General features: G+C 56.5%; 16 protein-coding genes. 14 read left to right on the forward strand and 2 right to left on the reverse strand.

What is annotated here, in order from left to right:
- Positions 1–251 (reverse strand): hypothetical protein (locus NX782_RS09305; RefSeq protein WP_258845171.1); only part of this gene is annotated, 251 nt, incomplete at its 3' end.
- Positions 252–445: 194 nt separating this feature from the next.
- On the opposite strand from NX782_RS09305, the gene NX782_RS09310 reads away from it, so the two are divergent.
- From NX782_RS09310 to NX782_RS09335, 6 genes are all read left to right on the forward strand, one after another.
- Positions 446–1,165 (forward strand): pseudouridine synthase, encoded by a 720-nt coding sequence (locus tag NX782_RS09310; protein WP_258845172.1) that lies wholly within the window; start codon positions 446–448, stop codon positions 1,163–1,165.
- Between the two features lie 110 nt (positions 1,166–1,275).
- Positions 1,276–2,946, forward strand: a complete 1,671-nt coding sequence (locus NX782_RS09315) for a hypothetical protein (RefSeq protein WP_258845173.1) — start codon at positions 1,276–1,278, stop codon at positions 2,944–2,946.
- A 5-nt stretch (positions 2,947–2,951) separates the two neighbouring features.
- Positions 2,952–3,614 carry a hypothetical protein gene (locus NX782_RS09320; RefSeq protein WP_258845174.1) on the forward strand — a complete coding sequence of 221 codons (663 nt, stop codon included), beginning with the start codon at positions 2,952–2,954 and terminating at the stop codon, positions 3,612–3,614.
- 1 nt (position 3,615) lies between these two features.
- Complete coding sequence (locus NX782_RS09325) at positions 3,616–4,857, forward strand: M48 family metalloprotease (RefSeq protein WP_258845175.1); 1,242 nt, start codon at positions 3,616–3,618, stop codon at positions 4,855–4,857.
- A gap of 111 nt (positions 4,858–4,968) precedes the next feature.
- On the forward strand, positions 4,969–6,102 hold the full coding sequence (locus NX782_RS09330) for a phospholipase A (protein WP_258845176.1): 1,134 nt from the start codon (positions 4,969–4,971) through the stop codon (positions 6,100–6,102).
- A 30-nt stretch (positions 6,103–6,132) separates the two neighbouring features.
- The gene (locus tag NX782_RS09335) at positions 6,133–7,119 is read left to right on the forward strand and encodes a fumarylacetoacetate hydrolase family protein (protein ID WP_258845177.1); all 987 of its coding nucleotides are present in this window, start codon (positions 6,133–6,135) and stop codon (positions 7,117–7,119) included.
- Positions 7,120–7,176: 57 nt separating this feature from the next.
- Here the strand turns inward: NX782_RS09335 and NX782_RS09340 are convergent, their stop codons facing one another.
- Positions 7,177–8,304 carry a hypothetical protein gene (locus NX782_RS09340; RefSeq protein ID WP_258845178.1) on the reverse strand — a complete coding sequence of 376 codons (1,128 nt, stop codon included), beginning with the start codon at positions 8,302–8,304 and terminating at the stop codon, positions 7,177–7,179.
- Between the two features lie 307 nt (positions 8,305–8,611).
- On the opposite strand from NX782_RS09340, the gene NX782_RS09345 reads away from it, so the two are divergent.
- From NX782_RS09345 to NX782_RS09380, 8 genes are all read left to right on the forward strand, one after another.
- Positions 8,612–10,942: a polysaccharide biosynthesis/export family protein gene (locus NX782_RS09345; protein WP_258845179.1), complete on the forward strand. Its 2,331-nt coding sequence runs from the start codon at positions 8,612–8,614 to the stop codon at positions 10,940–10,942.
- Between the two features lie 52 nt (positions 10,943–10,994).
- Positions 10,995–12,200, forward strand: a complete 1,206-nt coding sequence (locus NX782_RS09350; RefSeq protein ID WP_258845180.1) for a GumC family protein — start codon at positions 10,995–10,997, stop codon at positions 12,198–12,200.
- 168 nt (positions 12,201–12,368) lie between these two features.
- Positions 12,369–13,733: a lipopolysaccharide biosynthesis protein gene (locus NX782_RS09355; protein ID WP_258845181.1), complete on the forward strand. Its 1,365-nt coding sequence runs from the start codon at positions 12,369–12,371 to the stop codon at positions 13,731–13,733.
- 8 nt (positions 13,734–13,741) lie between these two features.
- On the forward strand, positions 13,742–14,929 hold the full coding sequence (locus NX782_RS09360) for a glycosyltransferase family 4 protein (RefSeq protein WP_258845182.1): 1,188 nt from the start codon (positions 13,742–13,744) through the stop codon (positions 14,927–14,929).
- A gap of 71 nt (positions 14,930–15,000) precedes the next feature.
- The gene (locus tag NX782_RS09365) at positions 15,001–16,140 is read left to right on the forward strand and encodes an O-antigen ligase family protein (protein ID WP_258845183.1); all 1,140 of its coding nucleotides are present in this window, start codon (positions 15,001–15,003) and stop codon (positions 16,138–16,140) included.
- Positions 16,137–17,354 carry a glycosyltransferase gene (locus tag NX782_RS26525; RefSeq protein WP_258845184.1) on the forward strand — a complete coding sequence of 406 codons (1,218 nt, stop codon included), beginning with the start codon at positions 16,137–16,139 and terminating at the stop codon, positions 17,352–17,354. The genes NX782_RS09365 and NX782_RS26525 overlap by 4 nt, the downstream gene beginning before the upstream one ends.
- A complete protein-coding gene (locus NX782_RS09375; RefSeq protein ID WP_258845185.1) occupies positions 17,351–18,499 on the forward strand; it encodes a glycosyltransferase in 1,149 nt (382 codons plus the stop codon). The genes NX782_RS26525 and NX782_RS09375 overlap by 4 nt, the downstream gene beginning before the upstream one ends.
- 59 nt (positions 18,500–18,558) lie before the next feature.
- Complete coding sequence (locus NX782_RS09380) at positions 18,559–19,587, forward strand: polysaccharide biosynthesis protein (protein WP_258845186.1); 1,029 nt, start codon at positions 18,559–18,561, stop codon at positions 19,585–19,587.

Raw genomic sequence — 19,587 nt, forward strand, 5'->3', positions numbered from 1 at the left:
TACTCGCCATGAAATCCGCCCTGCTCGAGCCAGCTTTGAAAATCGCGCTGGGCCCGGGCAAACCAGGCGGCACGCGCGGGCATGTTGTGGGTCGAAGAATAAACGTGGGGAATATCGCCACCCCGCGTCCAGCGGGCCAGCGCAAGGCGAGTCGGAAAGGCTGCGATATGCTCGTCGGCCGGCCGGTAGTAGCGGCTCGGGGTCAGCCTGACAGGGAAGGGCTCGCTATGTTGATGTTGTTCGATTTGCACTTTTACCTCAATCCATGTGAATGTAGTCGTAGTCCTACGCTCAATCTGTGTAGGGCGATTCCTAATGAGGTTTCAGTGTAACAACGCGAACCATGGCAGACTTGACGTGTGTCAAACGTGTTCTAGACACAGATTCATACTGCTGAACTAACTGAGCTTTGCCGTATACATCAGTTCTGTTAAAGTCGCGCCCCATGAGCAAACTATCCCTAGACCGCGTGCTGCAATCGCAAGGCTTCGGCACGCGCAAATACTGCCGCGCCCTGATCGAAGACGGCGATGTTGCCATCAATGGTGACGTCCAGGACAACTACAAGACCACCGTCGAGACCGATGGGCTGGTCCTGACTGTGTTCGACGAGGAGTGGGTCTACCGCGAACGCGTCTACATCGCCCTCTACAAACCGGCCAACTTCGAATGCTCGCGCAAGCCCAGCCACCATCCAGGCGTGCTGACCCTGTTGCCTGAGCAATTTACCTGGCGCGAAGTGCAACCGGTCGGGCGCCTCGACCACGACACCACCGGCCTGCTGCTGATGTCGGACGACGGTCCCTTCATCCACGCCCAGTCCTCGCCCAAGCGCCACGTGCCCAAGGTCTATCAGGCAACAACCCAGGAGCCGGTGACCCAGGCCCTGGTCGACCAGTTGCTGTCCGGCGTGCAATTGATCGATGAGCCGGCGCCGCTGGCGGCGCTCACCTGCATCCAGCGCGGCGAACACCAGATCGAGATCGTGCTGGAGCAGGGTAAATACCACCAGGTAAAACGCATGCTGGCGGCGGCCGGCAACCACTGCGCGGCGCTGCACCGCTCGCAGATCGGCGGGCTGACGCTCGAATCCCTGGGCCTGAAGGAAGGGGAGTGGTGTTTCCTGGAGCAGGCGCAGCTGGATCTGCTGGTACCAAGCCAGTAATCGATTGTCGTTTTTTATCGACTTTCGATCAAATTTTCTGGTGGAAATAACTGACAGATTGATATCATTGACACAAGCGCAATATTTTTTGCGTATCTTCTTGTGTCTTGATGAACAGTCACCCCCACCCGCCAAGTAATCCAATCCTCCGAGCAGGGGCTTATCTTTGGCAGCATTTCAAGGAAGAGTTTCGACCGATCCTGTTTTCTGCCGCGCTGGCAATCGTGCTGGCGCAGGTCGGCTTGCTCAGCCTGTTCACCAAACTATCGCTGCTGGTAGTCGCCAATCTCGCAGCGCCTGAGTTACCGGGCGTGCAGGCCGATGCCCGTGCGCCGGTCGTCCTGTACCTTGACGAAAAGCGCTGGTTCGACCTTTACCGCGAGCAATCGCCGCTCGACCGCTGCCAGATGGCGGACGACCTCGGCGCCATCCTGGCACGCAGCCCACGCACGTTGGCGGTCGACTTCGATCTGTCGCCAGGACTCAACGACGCACGGCCGGAATGCCAGGAACGGCTCGACCGCCTGCTGGACCAGCACGCCAGCCGCCTGGTATTGCTGGCGCCGCTGCGTGTCAGTTCGCAGCCGCTGTTCGAACGCAAGCGGCAGTGGACGCTTGCGCGTTGCGAAAAAGGCGTGGTCTTCGGCGACGGTGCGCTCGACGAGTCGCTCGGCATCGTCATCGATGCGCCAGGCAATCCTTATGCCATGGCCAGCCAGGTGCATGCCCGCGGCAAGCAATCGATCTGTGCCGAACTCGCGCACGCCGAAGGAGCCGAGACCTGGCTGCGCAAGCGCGTCGATGGCGACGAAGGACATGCGCCGCATGCAGCCAGCCACGGCAGCCCCAGTCCGGTCAATTTCTCCGGCTTCGCGCGCGCCGCCGCCGCCATGCCGCTCGACGATCCGCGGCTCGGCCAGATCGGCAACTGGGCGCAGCGCGACGTGTTCTTCGGTGGCGACTATGGCGCCAGTCGCGACGACGCCTTCCTGACCCCGCTCGGCAAGCTACCCGGGGTAGCGGTGCACGCGGCGTTGCGGCACTCCCTATCGGAGCCGGTCGACGAATTGCCGCACCGCTATGGGTTCGTGGTGGACGTCTTGATCGCCTTCCTGTTTTCCCTGCTGATCGCGTCTTTCTGGGGGCTGTACGTCAAACTGCGTGCCCGGCCCGACCTGCGGCGAGAGACCTCGACCGTGGTGGTGGTCAGCTTCGTTCTCGTCTATCTGGGCCTGGTGTTCCTGCTGTTCCAGATTGCGGCCGGCCTGTTCGAACGAGGCATCCTGATCGCCCCCTTGCTGATCGCGCTGTCGATGCTGGCCGACGGCTTCGTGACCGGCCCCATCACCGCCTACGACCACGCCCACCGGCACTTGCACGGCCACACGCGCGAACCGGAACCGATCGTCGAGAGCGGCTTCTGGCCGTTGGTCGCGGTGTTGTGCATGGCGATCGGCGCCTCGCTGGTGTTCCACCATCTCGCTCTGCAATGGCTCAGCCTGCTGGCCTTGGGCGCGGTCCTGGCCGAGCGCATGCTGAGCGTCCGCGCCGCGCCGGTCAGCGCAGCGCAGGCGGTGCCCGGCCCAGCAGCGGCCGCGGTCCTGGCGGCATCGAATGCCGACACGCCACAGCGGCATGGCGGTGTCTGGACCGACCGCCTCGGCCTGCTGGTCGCGCCCGCATCGGGCGCCGACTGGGCCGGTCTTTGCGTCTTCGGCCTGCGCCAGGCCATGTTCTGGGCCGTCGTCATCCAAGCCATGTTTTTAATCCTCAACCATTGAGAGCCATGTCCCGTTATCTGCCACTCCTGATATTGATGGGCCTGCCGTTCACGGCTACCGCCGCCCCAAGCGATTGCACGCTCCCGCCATTGGTACAGAAAGAGGGCGCGCCGAAGACCGCGGCTGCGGCCCAGGCCCTGCGCGCGACCTCGCCGTGCAAGATCGTGCCCGGCATTCGCGTCAAGGCACTGGCCAGCGTATGGGAAAAACTGCTCGCGAACACGCGCACCGGCGGCCGCCGTCTCGACACGCAGCCGCCGGAAAGCCTGCCGAACGGCGTGGCACTGGCCAGAGATGGCAAAGTCCACTTCGACTTCTCGGCGCTCGGCGCCGAAGCACCTCGCATGCTGCAAATCAGCGTGGACGGCCGCATGCTGGTCGATACCAAAGCACCGCCGCGCGAGCTCGACATTCCCGTTGGAAGGGCCAGCGCCGAGGCAGTGTTCAGCTGGGTGCTGGTGACGTCTGCCGCGACTTACCACGGCGAGTTCACCCTGTTGCCCGATGCCGAGCGGCGCGAGGTCGAACAGCAACTGGCCCAGCTCGACAGCCAGCATCTCGAGGACAGTACCCGCCTGGTCTACCAGGCCGCGATCTACGACGAGGCCGGCCTGTACGCGGACCGCGAACGCATCCTTGGCCAACTGCGCACCCTGTTAGGACAATGAAATGGACAACAAGAAACTGGCAGTGGCACTGATGCTGGTGTGCGGCCTGGGCTATGCGGCGGGGCAGGCCACGCCAGCCGCAGGCGTCGACGGCGCGGAAACGGCAAAGCCCGCCGGCCTGTTCGATGGTGTTAAATCTTTGTTTGGAAGCAGTAAAGGACAGGATAAATCGCTTGAAAAGGAGCAAGAGAAAATTCAGGAAGTGCCGTCCGACTCGGTGTTCTCCAAGCTGAAGGCGATGGTCGGCATGTCTCCGGCGCCGGGCGCGAGTCCGATGCAGCTCAAGGCCTTCGATGAGGTCTGGAACGTGGCCGCAAAGCAGTACGATCCCGAATGCAAGGCGATGGTAGAGCCTTTCGGTGTCACCGATAGCGCGATTTCTCTTGGCGTTTTGGCCGGCAAAATAGGCGCCAACAATTTCCTGGTGCCCTATGTTGGCGGCAAGCCTATCGAGATGCGCGACATGCTGAAAATGGCCGGCAAGAACTTGAACTGGCTGCCGATGGACGCCGAGCGTATGTTGGGGGAGCGGGAACATGCCAACCAGGCGGCCGACCTGCTCGACGGTGAAAGGAAAAGCGACAAGGCGGCGATTGTTCGCGCGCAAAAAATGCTGGACACACTGCTGGCCCAGGTCAAAGAAGAAACGCCGTACAAATTCCAGATCTTCGTGCGCAAGGGTGCCGGAAACGCACAAGCCCTGCCGGGCGGCTATATTCACATCGACCGCGACCTGGTTATCCAACCCAAGAACGAAGACCGCGCCTATTTTGCCCTCGCGCACGAAATCGCGCATGTGCTGCAGCGCCACGAAACCCATGCCACCCAGGCCCGTCTGACGGATACGATCGATACCGTGGACAGGCTCAGGAAGCTGATCGAAGGCAGTACCTCGAGCCCTGCCATGGTGCTGGGCTACTCGAACGAACTGATGACGCGCTTCGTGACCTTCTCGAAAGCCCAGGAAATGCAGGCCGACGCCTGCGCGGTACGGCTGCTCGAGCGCGCCATGCCGGACAAGAAGCGGCTGTCCAAGGTTATCCGCGGCTTCCAGAACAGCCTCGGTCCGCAGCTGCCGGAGAGCACGGTTACGGGGCTCGACATGCTGGTGCAGAATGTCAAGAAGATGGGGAACCTCGACAACGAGCATCCGAATACGCGTGAACGTAGTGCCAACCTCGACAAGATGTTGCTCGAAGTCAGCAAGCCTGCGGCGAGCGGCACCAAGGTTGCCGGACATTGAACGAAGCGCTTTCGTGCGACGCACAATACAAAATTCCGCGAATATCGACATCTGAAACTCTTGTCAATACTTTATCAACTTCGACGAGAGGTGGCTCAATAGATGACGAACATGCCTACGAAAACGTATAAATATCTCTCCGTTTTAACACTCCTCGTACTCAAACCCGCATTGGCCCAGCAGGTCGCCCCAGACCTTTCCGCCTGTACGCAGGTGACGGACAGCGTCCAGCGGCTGGCCTGTTATGACCGTCTTGCGGGTGTAAACCCGGCGCTGACCCACTCCGCCGCCCTTGCTGCCGAGTCGCGCGCCGCTGCGGCCGCCGTCGCCGCCATCGGCGCATCGGCTGGCGGCACGACTGGCGCGGCAGGCGGGGCGCCAGTGGCACCGTCCGTCGCACGGGTCGACCCCGAGGTCGAGGCATCGCTGGACCTGTCGCCGGAAAAGACCCGCGGATTCAGCCTGGCCGACCACTGGGAACTGGACCAGGAGCACAAGCGCGGCGTGTTCAACTTCCGCCCGCACAATCCGAACTACCTGATGGTGACGCGCACCGCGCACCCGAACAACGAGCCCTATCGTCCGTTCCGCGACCTCGCCGACTTCACGACCGACCTGTCGCACAATGAACTGGTGTTCCAGCTCGGCTTCAAGACCAAGCTGGTCGAGACCGCCTTCGACAAGCCGGTCGACGTCTGGTTCGGCTACACCCAGAACAGCTTTTGGCAGGCCGGCAACCGCGAGGCGTCCAGTCCCTTCCGCGAGACCAATTACCAGCCCGAGCTGATGGTGGTGACGCCACTGAACTTCAATGTGCTGGGCATGCACGCCAGCATGCTCAACCTGGGCGTGGTGCACCAGTCGAACGGCCAGGCATCCACCCTGTCGCGCAGCTGGAACCGGTACTACGCGCAGGTCGGCCTCGAACGCGCCGGCTTCACGGTGTTGGGTCGGCTCTGGAAGCGGATCAACGAACCGGCGGATGACGACAACAACCCGGACATCGTCGACTACATGGGCCACGGCGACCTGAACGTCACCTATCGCAGCAACGGCCACGATTACCGGGCCCTGCTGCGCCGGAACTTCTCGACCAACCGCGGCGCGGTCCAGCTGAGCTGGGCCTTTCCGCTGGCTGGTCACTTCAAGGGCTATGTGCAGTACTTTTCCGGCTATGGTCAAAGCCTGATCGACTATAACTACTATCAGAACGTGGCTGGGGTCGGCGTGCTCGGCACCTTCTGATTCCATAGTAGGCTGCACTACAATGGCGAAATGAAACTCGCCACCCTCAACGACGGATCGCGCGACGGCCAGCTGGCCGTCGTCTCGCGTGACCTGAAAACCGCCCACATCGCCGACGGCATCGCGCCAAGCCTGCAGGCTGCGCTGGACGACTGGGCCTTCATCGCGCCCCAGCTGGCGGCGCTGTACGACGAACTCAACGCCGGCCGCACGCGCCGTCCCTTCGACTTCGACCCGGCCCGCTGCATGGCGCCGCTGCCGCGCGCCTACCAATGGGCCGACGGATCGGCCTACCTCAACCACGTGGAACTAGTGCGCAAGGCACGCGGCGCCGAGATGCCGGCTTCGTTCTGGGACGATCCCCTGATGTACCAGGGCGGCAGCGACGATTTCCTCGGCCCGACCGACGACATTGTGCTGGCGCACGAAGAATGGGGCATCGACTTCGAGGCGGAAGTGGCCGTAATCACGGGCGACGTGAAGACGGGCGCGACGCCCGACGAGGCGCATGGACAAATCCGCCTGCTGATGCTGGCGAACGACGTCTCGCTGCGCAACCTGATCCCGCCCGAGTTGGCGAAAGGCTTCGGCTTTCTCCAGTCGAAGCCGGCAACAAGCTTCTCGCCGGTGGCGGTGACGCCCGACGAACTGGGCGATGCCTGGCGCGGCGGCAAAGTCCACCTGCCGCTGCGCTCGACCTGGAACGAGCGCCTGGTCGGCCAGCCGGACGCCGGCGTCGACATGGTATTCAACTTCCCGCAACTGATCGCCCACCTCTGCAAGACCCGCAACGTGCGCGCCGGCAGCATCGTCGGTTCGGGTACGGTGTCGAACAAGGATGCATCGAAGGGGTATTCCTGCATCGCTGAACAGCGCTGCCAGGAGACGATCGAATTCGGCCAGCCGGTGACGCAGTTCATGCGCTTTGGGGATATGATCCGGATCGAAATGCTGGACGAGAAGGAGAAGTCGGTGTTTGGGGCGATCGAGCAGAAGGTGGCGCGACTCGAACCTTAGCGCTTGAACGTCGACCCGCGTCACCACTGTCGTCCCCGCGAAGGCGGGGACCCAAGTTTATTTACCGGAACCGAAGAACTCCGCGTTCACGTTATCGCCTCGTAAATCGACCTCCACCGGCCGCGCCACCCGCCGCATTGCATCGGCAACAAGCAAACGACCATCCGGCTCATGCAGCCGGTACCAGAGGAAAGCGACGCCGGACAAACGCAGCTTCTGCCCCGTGAACAGCGAATCCTTCACGATGCTCAATCCTTCCAGGCGCAGGTCGAAATCCAGCACCAGCATCCCCTCGGTACGCGCGGCATAGCTCAGGTAGCGTCCCGCGTTGAACAGCGGACTGCGGTCGCCCGTTTCCCCGGCCTTGAGCGAATCGATGAAAGCATCGACCGTCTTCAGCACGGCCCCAGCGCTGGAGACCACCGCTGCCAGGCTGCGTTTCTCCTCGCCCTTAGCCGCATCCGCAAGCCGGTCAAGGGCGCCAATCCGCTGCGCCAGCTCGCCGCGCTGCGTTGCCAGGGCGCGTACGCGGGTGAGCAGCGATGTGTACTGCTTGACTTCCATCTCGCCAAGGTAGCCTGTGCCGAGCCCCGCCACCTTGTCGGGACAGCGGTGCGCCAGCTGCGTCGTGAACAGGCTGCGAGCGCCATCGCCGTAGGCAATGCCTTGCGCCGACACGTCCGTCTTGAACAGCGATGACAGCTCGGCGCCTGCCTTCAGCGTGGCCGGTACCACGGTCAGCAGGGTGAAGGCGAGGCCGGCGGCGCTGCCCTGCGGCGTATGGGCCTCGATGAGCTGCTGCAGTGCCTTATTCTGCTTCGCCAGATCGTCCTTCAGGCGCTCGATGGCATCAAGTACTTGGCGCGCGGCCAGGATGCCCTGGGTGGTGGCTGGTTCGTAGATGGCGGTCTTGCGGTCGTGGGGGAGGGTGGTGCAGAGGTCTTTGGCCAGGTCGTCGGCGAGGTCGAAGGCGCGGGCCAGGCCGGCGGCGCCGAATTGCTTGGTTTCGATGCTGCCTTGGAGGGGTTTGATGGTGGAGGGTGGGAGCTGGAACAGGGGTTCGGTGGTTTCGGTTGCGCCGAAGGCAGGCTGTGAAAGGACTGCGATGGCTGCCCAAATTAGAAAGCCGACAACGCTAAAACGCCCATCTTCTTGGAATATTTTTATATCAAATTGTCTATTCATATTAATCCGGTTTTAACTAATTTGCTGTTCCGTTAAATAGAGTGGGAATCATGCTCTGTTTGAAATCTCACCAAAAATAACGAGGGTGTTACATCGACAAGATCAATCTATCCATGGATAAAAGTGCAGCGTTTTGCGCTCCTGCTATTCCCCTGCGAAAGGGCATCTCGACTGTGGCGAATATGCTGAATTTTTTATCTAAAGCGACGATTTGCATAGAAATGAAGACAACAAAAGGGTTCCTATAGTCATTGCTGTCGGGTAAAATAGCAGGCTGTTCTAGACGCGTCCCACTCCTCCAAAACCAATGTTCAAGTTCACCAAGAGTTTTACAGCCGTCGCGCTGGCCGTGGCTGCTATTGCCGCTTCCGCCCAAGACGCAACTAATAAAGCTGACATGTTCGGCCAGGAGTCGTCCAGTGTAGGGGAGGCTGCCACTGCGCCTGCTGCAGCTCGGCGCGTCAGGATCGCCAACGCTGCCACACCAGCGGCAGCTGCAGCGCAAGCTGCGGCCGAAGCCGGCAACGGCGTGATTGCTCCAAAGGCATTGGCGAGGCAAGGCGTTGATAAAAGTGCTGAGCTGAGCGAATTCCAAAAATTCATTTCTGATAACACTGGTAAGGTCTTACCGATTTTTGGCGCGGAATTTTTTGCGAACGCGCCTGGCACTTTTGCGCCGATTCTGAATTCCCCGGTGCCCAGCGATTATCCACTTGGCCCAGGCGATGAATTGATGATCCGCGGCTGGGGCACCATTGATATTGACTTCCGTGCGACTATTGACCGTAATGGGACGATCAATATTCCAACCATCGGCTCGGTAGTGCTGGCGGGTGTCAAAGCAAGCGATGCGGAAAATGTGATTCGCAATGCCGTGGCGCGCTTGTACAAAGGCGTCACCGTCAGCGTGAATTTCGGCCAGCTGCGCGCGATTACCGTGTATGTGGTCGGCCAGGCCAGCCGTCCGGGTACCTATACCGTGTCGAGCCTGTCAACGCTGGTGACGGCCCTGTTCGCGAGCGGTGGCCCGAACGCCAACGGCAGCATGCGCCGTGTGCAGGTGAAGCGCGGCGGCAAGGTTGCTGCGGAACTCGACCTGTATTCCTTTATCGCCAAGGGTGACAAGTCGGCCGACATTAAGCTGCTCGACGGCGACACCATCTATATTCCACCAGCCGGCGGCTATGTAGCCCTGGTCGGCAAGGTAAATAGCCCGGCCATCTACGAACTGAAGAACAGCAGCGACAGTGTAGCTTCGCTGCTCGACGTTGCCGGCGGCCTGCCGGTCGTGGCTGACCCGCGACGTGCCTTCCTCGAGCGTATCGACCCAACCAGGAGCCAACCGCGCAGCGTGGAAGAATTCGCGCTGAATACCGAAGGCCTGCAACGTCCGCTGAAAAATGGCGACGTGCTGAACGTGACTTCGATCACCCCGGACTTCTCGAACGCCGTGATCCTGCGCGGTAACGTCGACCAGCCGGTACGTGCGCCGTTCAAGCAGGGCATGCGCGTGAGCGACCTGATCCCTTCGCGTGAGTACCTGATCACCCGCGAATCGACCAGGCGCCAGAACAACGTTGTCGCAGCAGGCGAAAACGAAAAGGATACGACTGAGGACGCGGACAAGATCGCCGCGCGCATTGGTAACTTGATCGCGCCGATCAACTGGGATTACGCCGTCGTCGAACGCGTGAACCGCTCGGACCTGAGCGTCAAGCTGATTCCGTTCAACTTGGGTGCCGTGTTCAGCAACCCAGCCGGTCCGGACAACGTCCAGCTCCAGCCGGGCGATACCGTGACAATCTTCTCGCAAGAAGACGTGGCGGTGCCGATGGACAAGCGCCAAGTGTTCGTGCGCATCGAAGGTGAGGTCAAGGTGCCGGGTGTGTACCAGATGACGGCCGGCGATACGCTGCAAAGCCTGATTGCCAAGGCAGGTGGCCCGACCGGTAATGCTTATCTGTTCGGTACCGGCTTCTTCCGCGAAGAAGTGAAGAAGGAACAGCAGGCGAACTTGCAGCGTGCGGCGGATAGGCTGGAAGCACAGGTTCGCAATGAGCAATCTGCTCAGGCAGCGAATGCGGCGGTAAGGTCGCCGGCGGACGCCGCCGCTGCGGCAGCCCAGTTCGAAACCCAGCGCCGCATCGCGGAAGAGCGCATTGCACGCTTCCGCAAGCTGCAGCCGACCGGCCGCATTGCTTTCGGCCTGGATCCGAATGAGCGCTCGTTTGCGCGCCTGCCGCAGGTGACGCTGCAGAACGGCGACCGCTTGGTGGTGCCGTCGAAGCCGGCCTTCGTGCACGTGTTCGGTGCCGTCAACGTCGAGGCATCGCCGCTGTGGAAGCCGAATAGCCGCGTCAAGGATTACCTGCGTCTGGCCGGTACGACTTCCGACGCTGATATCGACAACGCCTTCGTACTGCGTGTTGATGGCACCGTGGTGTCGTCGGAGTCGCAGGGCTGGTTCTTCGGCAAGATCGGTGGGCTTGAGGTCATGCCGGGCGATACGATCGTCGTGCCTGAGAAGCTGGACAAGCAGACTGCGTGGACCAAGTTCACGCAAGGTGCGCGTGAGTGGACGCAGATTTTGGCGAACTTTGGCCTGGGTGCAGCGGCTATTAAAACGCTGCGTGACTAAAGCATAGCAGCCACATTGAGTCAGTGAAGATAACTTTTAAGCGGTATATGCGATGAACGACGGTCAGGTGATGGGAAAAGAAACAGGAACCAATTCCAAGAACGACGGATTCGGTGCAATTGACGCACTGATCGTTTTGGCCAGGCACAAGCGTAAACTGATCGTTCTGCCAGTCGTGGTTGCGGTATTGTCGGCTGCGGTCAGCCTTGCCTTACCGGATGTATATCGCGCAGGAACAAAATTGTTACCGCCTCAACAGGCGCAATCTGCCACAAGTGCAATTCTTTCCCAATCGGGAGGTCTGGCCGCAGGCGCTGTGGGAGGAATGGTCGGACTGAAGAACCCAAATGATCTTTATGTCGGCATGTTGAAAAGTAGAACCATTGCTGACCGAATTGTTGAGCGTTTCGAGTTGAAACGTTCCTACGATCTTAAGTCGAATGAAAAAACGAGAAAGAAACTGGAAGATCGTACTTTTATTTCCGCTGGTAAAGATGGCCTCATCACTATTGAAGTGGAGGACGAGAATCCGGCACGTGTTGCGAAGATGGCAAATGCTTATGTTGAAGAATTATATAAGCTTAGCAAGGTGCTGGCAGTGACGGAGGCGTCGAAGCGCCGCATGTTTTTTGAAAGCCAGTTGGAGACAGCGAAGAACAACCTTGCGTCGGCCGAGGTGGCGCTCAAAGGGGCACTCGATACTCACGGCGTAATTAGTGTCGATAACGAGAGCCGCGCCATTGTTGAGACAGTTGGTAGGCTACGCGCCCAGATTTCGGCAAAAGAAATTCAACTGTCCTCTATGAATGCATTCTTTACCGAAAACAATCCGGAGTATAAGCGTACTCAGCAGGAACTTTTCAGCTTACGGAATGAGCTTTCGAATCTGGAAAATGGCCGCGCAGGATTGCGCAAGGACCAAGCCGGCACTAAGCAGGAAGGGTTGGAGAACATCAAGGTTCTGCGCGACGTAAAGTATTATCAGATGCTTTATGAGTTGCTTGCGAAGCAATATGAGACCTCACGCCTGGATGAGGCGAAAGATCCATCCGTTATTCAAGTGCTTGATCCTGCGGTACAGCCCGAAAAGAAATTCAGGCCCAAGCGCGCAATCATTACCTTGGCCGCGGTATTTCTGGCCCTGGTTGTTTCCATCATATGGGTCTTGGTCTCTGAAGTGAAAAACCATATTGACGGGTCATCGAAGCTGAAAGCACAATTTGCAGAGCTCAAGGGAAATCTGAAGTTCAGGCCGTAAGCCTGACTCTAGTATTAACGGAAGCGGCAAGAAAGCGCCGAAGAACTGACCGGTTACGCCAATAGTTCGGTGAGCGGTCATTGCTCAAATGCGTCGTGGCTGCACCCAAACGCGTATTTCTCAGGCCAGCACCGGCGCAAAATTTGTTCTTTAAGGGTTTTAGAAGGTATGAGTCAAGGGAAGGTCGCTGAGCCGGATAATGAAGTTGTAGAGCGTTCGGATAGAACCCAGCAGGTCCGCGTCCAGGTCATCTATACCTTTTTGATCAAGGTGATCAGCGTAGTTCTCGGACTATTGCTGGTGCCGCTACTGATCGACACCTTGAGTCCTCAGCGCTACGCAGTCTGGCTTACATTATCCTCGATATTCACGTGGTTCAGCTTCTTCGACCTCGGGCTGGGAAACGGTCTTCGAAACAAGTTGACGGAAGCGCTTGCCGCCGGCGATAGGACTCTGGGGCGCGAATATGTGAGCACGACATATGCTTTCGTCTCCGCAATATTTTTGACCATGTTAGGAAGTTTTCTCGCCTTTAATTCGTTAATCGACTGGAACTGGATTCTCCACGTCGACCGGATCGAGGCGGACGAGCTCTACATGCTCACGAGCGTCGCTTTCAGCTTCTTTCTCCTTCGTTTTATTTTTCAGTTGATCGGCGTTATCTACATTGCTGCGCAAAGGCCGGCAATGAATAATATTGTCGTTGTTGGCGGTAACGTTCTCGCGTTTCTTTGCATATTGGGTGCACGCCAGCTTTCCATAGGCAGTCTGCCGATTTACGGCGGTCTGCTGGTCGGTCTCCCGTTGTTGATGTTCTTAATCCTGAATGTCGTCGCTTTTCGAGGTGAGTTCAGTTACCTTCGCCCGACTATTCGTATGGTCAGACTTCAGCATGTCAGGACGCTTCTCAATCTCGGCGGTATGTTTCTCATTGTCCAGATTGGCGCTGTAGTCCTATTTTCGACCTATAACGTCATGATTTCCCACCTGTTCAACGCCGAAGAGGTTGTCGTCTTCGGCGCTGCATTCACTTATTTTCAGCTTCCCGTGGTGGGTTACGCGATCATCATGACGCCGATATGGAGTGCGGTTACCGATGCATACGCAAAAAGCGATTTGCAATGGCTCGACGCATTATTAAGGAGGCTCAACAAAATTTCGCTGCTGTTCGTTAGCGGCATCGTCTGTATGGTTCTTGCCAGCCCTTGGGTCTATAAAGTTTGGCTCGGGAGCCGTGTCGAAATTCCATTGGTCATCACAATTTCCATGGCAGCTTTCTCGATGATTAACGTTGTTCTCGCACCATACACAAACTTCATTAACGGAACGGGCAAAATTGCCGTCACTGCTGTCGTAGTCATTGTTTCGTTATTTGTATATTTTCCCTTGGCAGTTTTTCTTGCAAAAATGTTGCAAAGTAGCGCCGGCATCATGTTCGCAACTTGCCTCGTGAACGGCGTGGGCTTGTATCTTCAACCCAAGCAGGTTAAAAAAATTCTTGCAAGGAATGCTGTCGGTTTGTGGGGCAGGTAATAAAGACAATGTCGAAGAAAAAGATCCTGTTAATTCACCACGGCCAAGGGGTCGGTGGCGGTCTGATTGCATTGCTTGGCTTGATCAGGGAGCTAAGGGCTGATCACACAGTGACTGTGTTGTGCATCTTTGCCAGCGAAGCCGTGAACTACCTCCGGAAAGAGGGCGTTGCGGTGATCGTGCTTGACACTTGGTTTTATCGTAAAGCGTACGACCTCTTCGTGCATTCTGCAGCCTCATTCTTCAGTCCTCTGGGCTTGGTCCGCAACCTGTACACATTGCTTATATACTTCATGAGCATGTACGTTTTCGGTCCCGCAGCGCTCAGAAAAGCAGCGCAGGACTGTGACATCGTCTATCTGAATTCGATGTTTATCTCGGACTGGGCAGTAGCTGCCAAGGGGCTGCAAAAGAAAGTCGTGGTCCATATCCGTGAGCCGCTCGCGGACGGTGTATTCGGGATACGACGTGCTTTGATCCGTCACGTCATCGGCCGGAACGCGGATTTAGTTATCGCAATTTCGAAAGACAATGGTGTACGCCTCGGTTTGCCAAGCAAGACAGTCACGGTGTACGACCCGATTGTACTCGACGAGACTAAAGGGGTCTCGATATCTGTTGAGCCCGGTCTTCGTTACTTTACTTACGTTGGAGGCAGTCAGCGAATTAAGGGATTTGCTCAGTTGGTGGATTCGCTGGATCATTTGGACGACCGCGTACGGATCTTCTTCCTGGGATACACCCACGAACTGGAGCGGCTCAGCGGTTGGAAGTTTATGATAAGGCAGCTCCTTTCTCCCTATACCCGTCGTCTTCCGGTGCTCAAGAGAAAACTGCAGGAATCGGGAAAAATCATCCATATCGGTGTTTCCGACAGCGTTGTCGCGTACTACCGTCGTTCGGTAGCCGTCATTTCACCGTTTTCCGTGCCGCACGCTTCCTTGCCCGTCCTCGAGGCACAACATCTGGGCAAACCCGTCATCGTCTCCGACGTCGTCGGCACCGAAGAGTTCGTCGACTCGTCCGTTGGTCTTGTTTTTGAGAACGGCGATGCGTTGGCGCTCGCAAAAGCGATAAATCATCTTGCAGGCCAAGATGAGGAAACTTTACGCGGAATGGGGGAGCAGGGGCAGAAACGTTCCAGAGCCATGCATCTGAATAAGCCGTGTGTCTCCCAGTTGCTCCAAACCTTATGACGCAAGCGCTTTTTGTATTACTGTCCGTCGTCCTTTTTGTATCCGATGACACAATTACCTTTGGTACTAACGTGAACCAGGTTTTTGTTGTCATTCGATATACCGTCTATACTATCGTTCTTGTTTCATTGCTCTTCTCAAAAGTACTGCATGAACGTCGACTCGAGCCGAAAAGCCGGATCTATGCCGGGTTGATTGTATTCGCGTTCATCCTGAGCATGGTGAGCAACGGCGATGTGCGTAATGGTTACTTTCTGCAGGCTCTCGTTATGTTGCTGGCGTTTGTCCTGGCGCACTATGTCGACAGGCAGGCCTTTTTGTTTTCATTCAGTCGTTACCTGTATTGGCTGGCATGCATCTCTCTTGTGATATTCGCTTCATCAATCGCACTGAGGCCGCTGGTGGATATATTTCCGACCACAGTAAACTATGGCGGGGTGGAGTTTTCGAATCTCTTCGTAGGTGCTGTGTTCAAAGATGCGGAAATCCTGCGAAATACTAGCGTTTTCCGCGAGCCTGGTGTCTTCGCCCTCTACCTTGGAGTCGGGATCGGAATCGAACTTTTGTATAAAGAAGTGCCTTGTTATCGCTATCTCGCTGTGTTTTTTCTCGCCTTGCTTACGACCTTTTCCACTGCCGGTTTCGCGATCGCTAGCGTCTTGTTGATTGCATATCTCGCGAAGAAGAAAAACGTGAAGGTGTTCGCTTTCGGGATATCGTTGGCCGTATGTGCTGCCATTACGCTTTACAGTTTCCCGGACCTGTCCGAACAGATATTCTCGAAATTTAGTGAGGACTCCACGGAGTTTGCGAGTACGTTGGCCAGGGTGTCATCTATCTCCGTCCCATCCTTGATATTTGCCCACAACCCCGTATTCGGCGTTGGTCTAACGAAATTCGTCGATCAGTATCTTATATATTCTGAAGAGCTTTTCGGATTCCCCATAAGTCCGGAAGGTTCATCGACAAATACAGTGATCAATACTTTCGCGATATATGGCGCGTTATTGGGGGGGGTGGTGACACTCGGTCTCCTGCGTTTTGCAAACCTGCTGGCCGGTTCGCGACTGGTAGCTGTCTTCGTCTTTGTTGCATTGTTAATGATGATTAGCGCTCAGGAACTTCGCTTCTCGCTGTTCTTTAATATACTAATCATGTTGGGACTTGTTCGAGTCCGTTCTGTTGTGGCCAAAACTGGAGATCAAGAGTGACCGCGATTTTTGTTGGGAGTTTGTTTCCAGAACAGCTGAAGCAGGAAATACAGGATTCTAGTATCGGGCCGATAGCGAATGCGAACAACGCGCTGCAACACGCGTTGGTTGCGGGCCTGTCTCAATATTATCCTGAATTAAAAATTGTTAACCTTCCTCAAGTTGGCGCTTACCCGGCGAGATATCGAAAACTTACTGTTCCACAGGTAAAGGTCGCATTCAATTCACGAGCAAGCGGGAACAGTTTAAGTTTTTTAAACCTCGTCGGTGTCAAGCATTTTGCCCGGTATGTGCAGACCAGGCGAGCATTGTCCGGGCTGCTTAAAGCAAGTGCTGGATCTGTAACCGTCTTCATCTACGACCTGCACGCGCCATTCATGAAGGCAGTCGCAGCGCTGAAGAACAAGTATAAGTACGTCAAGGTATGTGTCATCGTGCCCGACCTTCCCGGTTTTACTGACGACAAACCATCCATGCTTTATGGCATATATTCGCGGATGACGCAGGATGCTCTCAAAAAGAGTTATGACAGCGTCGATGCGTTCGTTCTTCTGAGTAAACACATGGTTGAACGGCTGCCGGTCGGCAGAAAGCCATGGGTAGTGGTTGAAGGTATCTATGATGAGGGAAGCCGGGGGCAAACGACGGTGCCCAAGGAATCCGCCATCAAGACGATTTTTTATTCCGGATCGTTGGACGAACGTAATGGCGTAATGAGGCTGTTGAACGCGTTTCAAATGATTCGCAGGGAAGACTATCGGCTGTTCATTTGCGGCGATGGCGACTGCAAGCAGGCGATCGAAACTGCCGCGGCGAGTGACAGGCGAATTGTCTTCAAAGGCCAGATTCCACGCGATGAAGTCTTGGGCTATCAACGAGCAGCGACCTTGCTCGTCAATCCGAGAACCTCGAAAGGGGAGTTCACCCGATATTCCTTCCCGTCCAAAACCATGGAATATCTCGCGTCGGGGGTGCCTGTGCTTATGCATCGGCTCGACGGGATTCCTGAGGAATACTACGAATATAGTTACGTTCCAGAAGATCTGTCTATTTCAGCCTTAGCCAGTGAAATTGAGCGGATAGTCGAACAGCCATCCTCGCAGTTGCAGCAAAAGGGCGCGTCAGCCAGGGACTTCATCCTTCGCGAAAAGAACGCGGCTATCCAGTGTAAGAAAATTGGCGATATGATGGCGGCAGTAGAGAAAAACCAATGAGATTATTGATAAATGCTTCGACCTTGAAAGTTGGAGGCGGTGTTCAGGTCGCAGTATCGTTGTTGAACGAACTGAAGCAGATCCCGAATAATGAATATTTTGTCGTTCTTTCTGAGCAAGTTTCGAAGCAGATCGAATGTGCAGCTTTCCCTGCCAATTTTCGTTTTTGGCATGTCGAGTCTCCGGCGCCGTTAAGGGCACGTAGCCGGGCCGTGGCACGGCTTAACAGTATTGAGCGTGAAGTCGCGCCGGACGCCGTGCTTACGGTCTTTGGACCAGCTTATTGGCGCCCGCTTGCACCTCATGTCTGCGGTTTTGCCCTTCCCTGGCTGATCACGCCTGAGAGTCCGGTGCATGAAATGCTGAATCTTCGCGAGAGGATAAAGCAATTCCTGATAAGGATATACAAGTGGCATCACTTCAAGAAAGAGGTGGATTTCCTCTGGTGTGAAACCGAGGACGTCAAACGACGCCTCAACTCACAATACCGATTCCCGTTAGCTCAGATTCGTGTTGTCGGCAACACACATAGCGCACACTTTTTGCCGTATATAGGGCAAAATGCTGATCGGCAAGTGGTAGATGATGGTACGTTCAGATTGTTGACAGTCTCAGCTTACTATCCGCACAAGAATCTGGAAATCATTAAGAAAGTGATACCGCATCTTGTCGGACGAATCAGGTTTTGTTTCGTTCTGACGATTCCAGTTGAGGACTTTGACAAGATCTTTGATGAGAGCGAGCATCCGTTTGTTCGTACACTCGGCCCACTGTCTGCGGCAGAGTGTCCGGCAGCTTATGCAGAGGCAGATGCGGTTTTTCTCCCGACCTTACTGGAATGCTTTTCCGCTAATTATCCGGAAGCAATGGTAATGCGGAAGCCAATATTGACGTCGAACCTCACGTTCGCTACGTCCTTGCTGGAAAACGCTGCGCTATATTTCGATCCCCAGGATCCAGAAGAGATAGCCCAACGTATCTTGCAACTTTCCTCGACGCCGAGCCTGTATGCGCAATTGGTCGAAAACGGTAGCGCGCGGTTAGAACGTTTTACCAGCGCCGAAGACCGGGCTAAGCGTTTGATGCAAGTTTGTGCAGACGCCTCGATAGGCGTTGCCGCTTCAGGGGAAGAAGTTCCAGCTTAATAAGTAAGCTTATTCCAGATTCAGTCTCTAAAACAATAGATAGATATATTGAGGTAACAGTGTTTAAAAATAAGACTTTATTGATTACGGGCGGTACTGGTTCGTTTGGTAATGCCGTTCTGCGTCGTTTTCTTGATTCAGATATTCGTGAGATTCGGATTCTGTCGAGGGATGAGAAGAAGCAGGATGACATGCGCAAGCGGCTTGCGAGTCCCAAGCTGAAGTTCTACATCGGTGATGTGCGTGATCCCCAGTCGGTGCTGAGCGCCGTACGGGGCGTCGATTACATTTTCCATGCCGCCGCACTGAAGCAGGTGCCGTCTTGTGAGTTCCATCCGCTCGAAGCGGTCAAGACGAATGTCATCGGCACCGAAAACGTCCTCGAGGCCGCGATCGCCTGCGGTGTCGAGCGCGTCGTCTGTCTCAGCACCGACAAGGCCGTTTACCCCATCAATGCGATGGGTATCTCGAAGGCCATGATGGAAAAGGTAGCCGTTGCCAAATCGCGCGGTAGCGATTCGACTGTAATTTGCGTGACCCGCTACGGCAACGTCATGGCGTCACGCGGCTCGGTGATCCCACTGTTTGTTGACCAGATTCGTGCTGGCAAACCCATCACGATCACCGATCCGAACATGACACGCTTCATGATGACCCTCGACGACGCAGTGGATCTGGTGCTCTACGCGTTCCAGAATGGCCGTCCAGGCGATACGTTCGTGCAAAAAGCGCCGGCAGCGACGATCGAGACCCTGGCTCATGCGCTGACCCAACTGATGGATGTCCCGAAGCACGAGATCAATGTGATCGGTACCCGTCACGGCGAAAAGCTCTATGAGGCGCTGCTGTCGCGTGAGGAAATGGCATCGGCCGAGGACTTGGGCGGCTACTTCCGGGTTCCGCCTGATTTGCGCGACCTGAACTATGGCAAATTTGTCGAGCAGGGCGAGCAGCGCATTTCGGAAGCGACTGACTATAACTCGCACAACACCGAGCGTTTGGACGTAAAAGGCATGCGCGCACTGCTGACGAAACTGTCGTTTATGCGTGCGTTGATGGCTGGCGAATTCGCTCAGGCAGAGGAATAA

Origin of the sequence: Massilia norwichensis, assembly GCF_024753245.1 — a bacterium.
Lineage (GTDB): Bacteria > Pseudomonadota > Gammaproteobacteria > Burkholderiales > Burkholderiaceae_D > Telluria > Telluria norwichensis.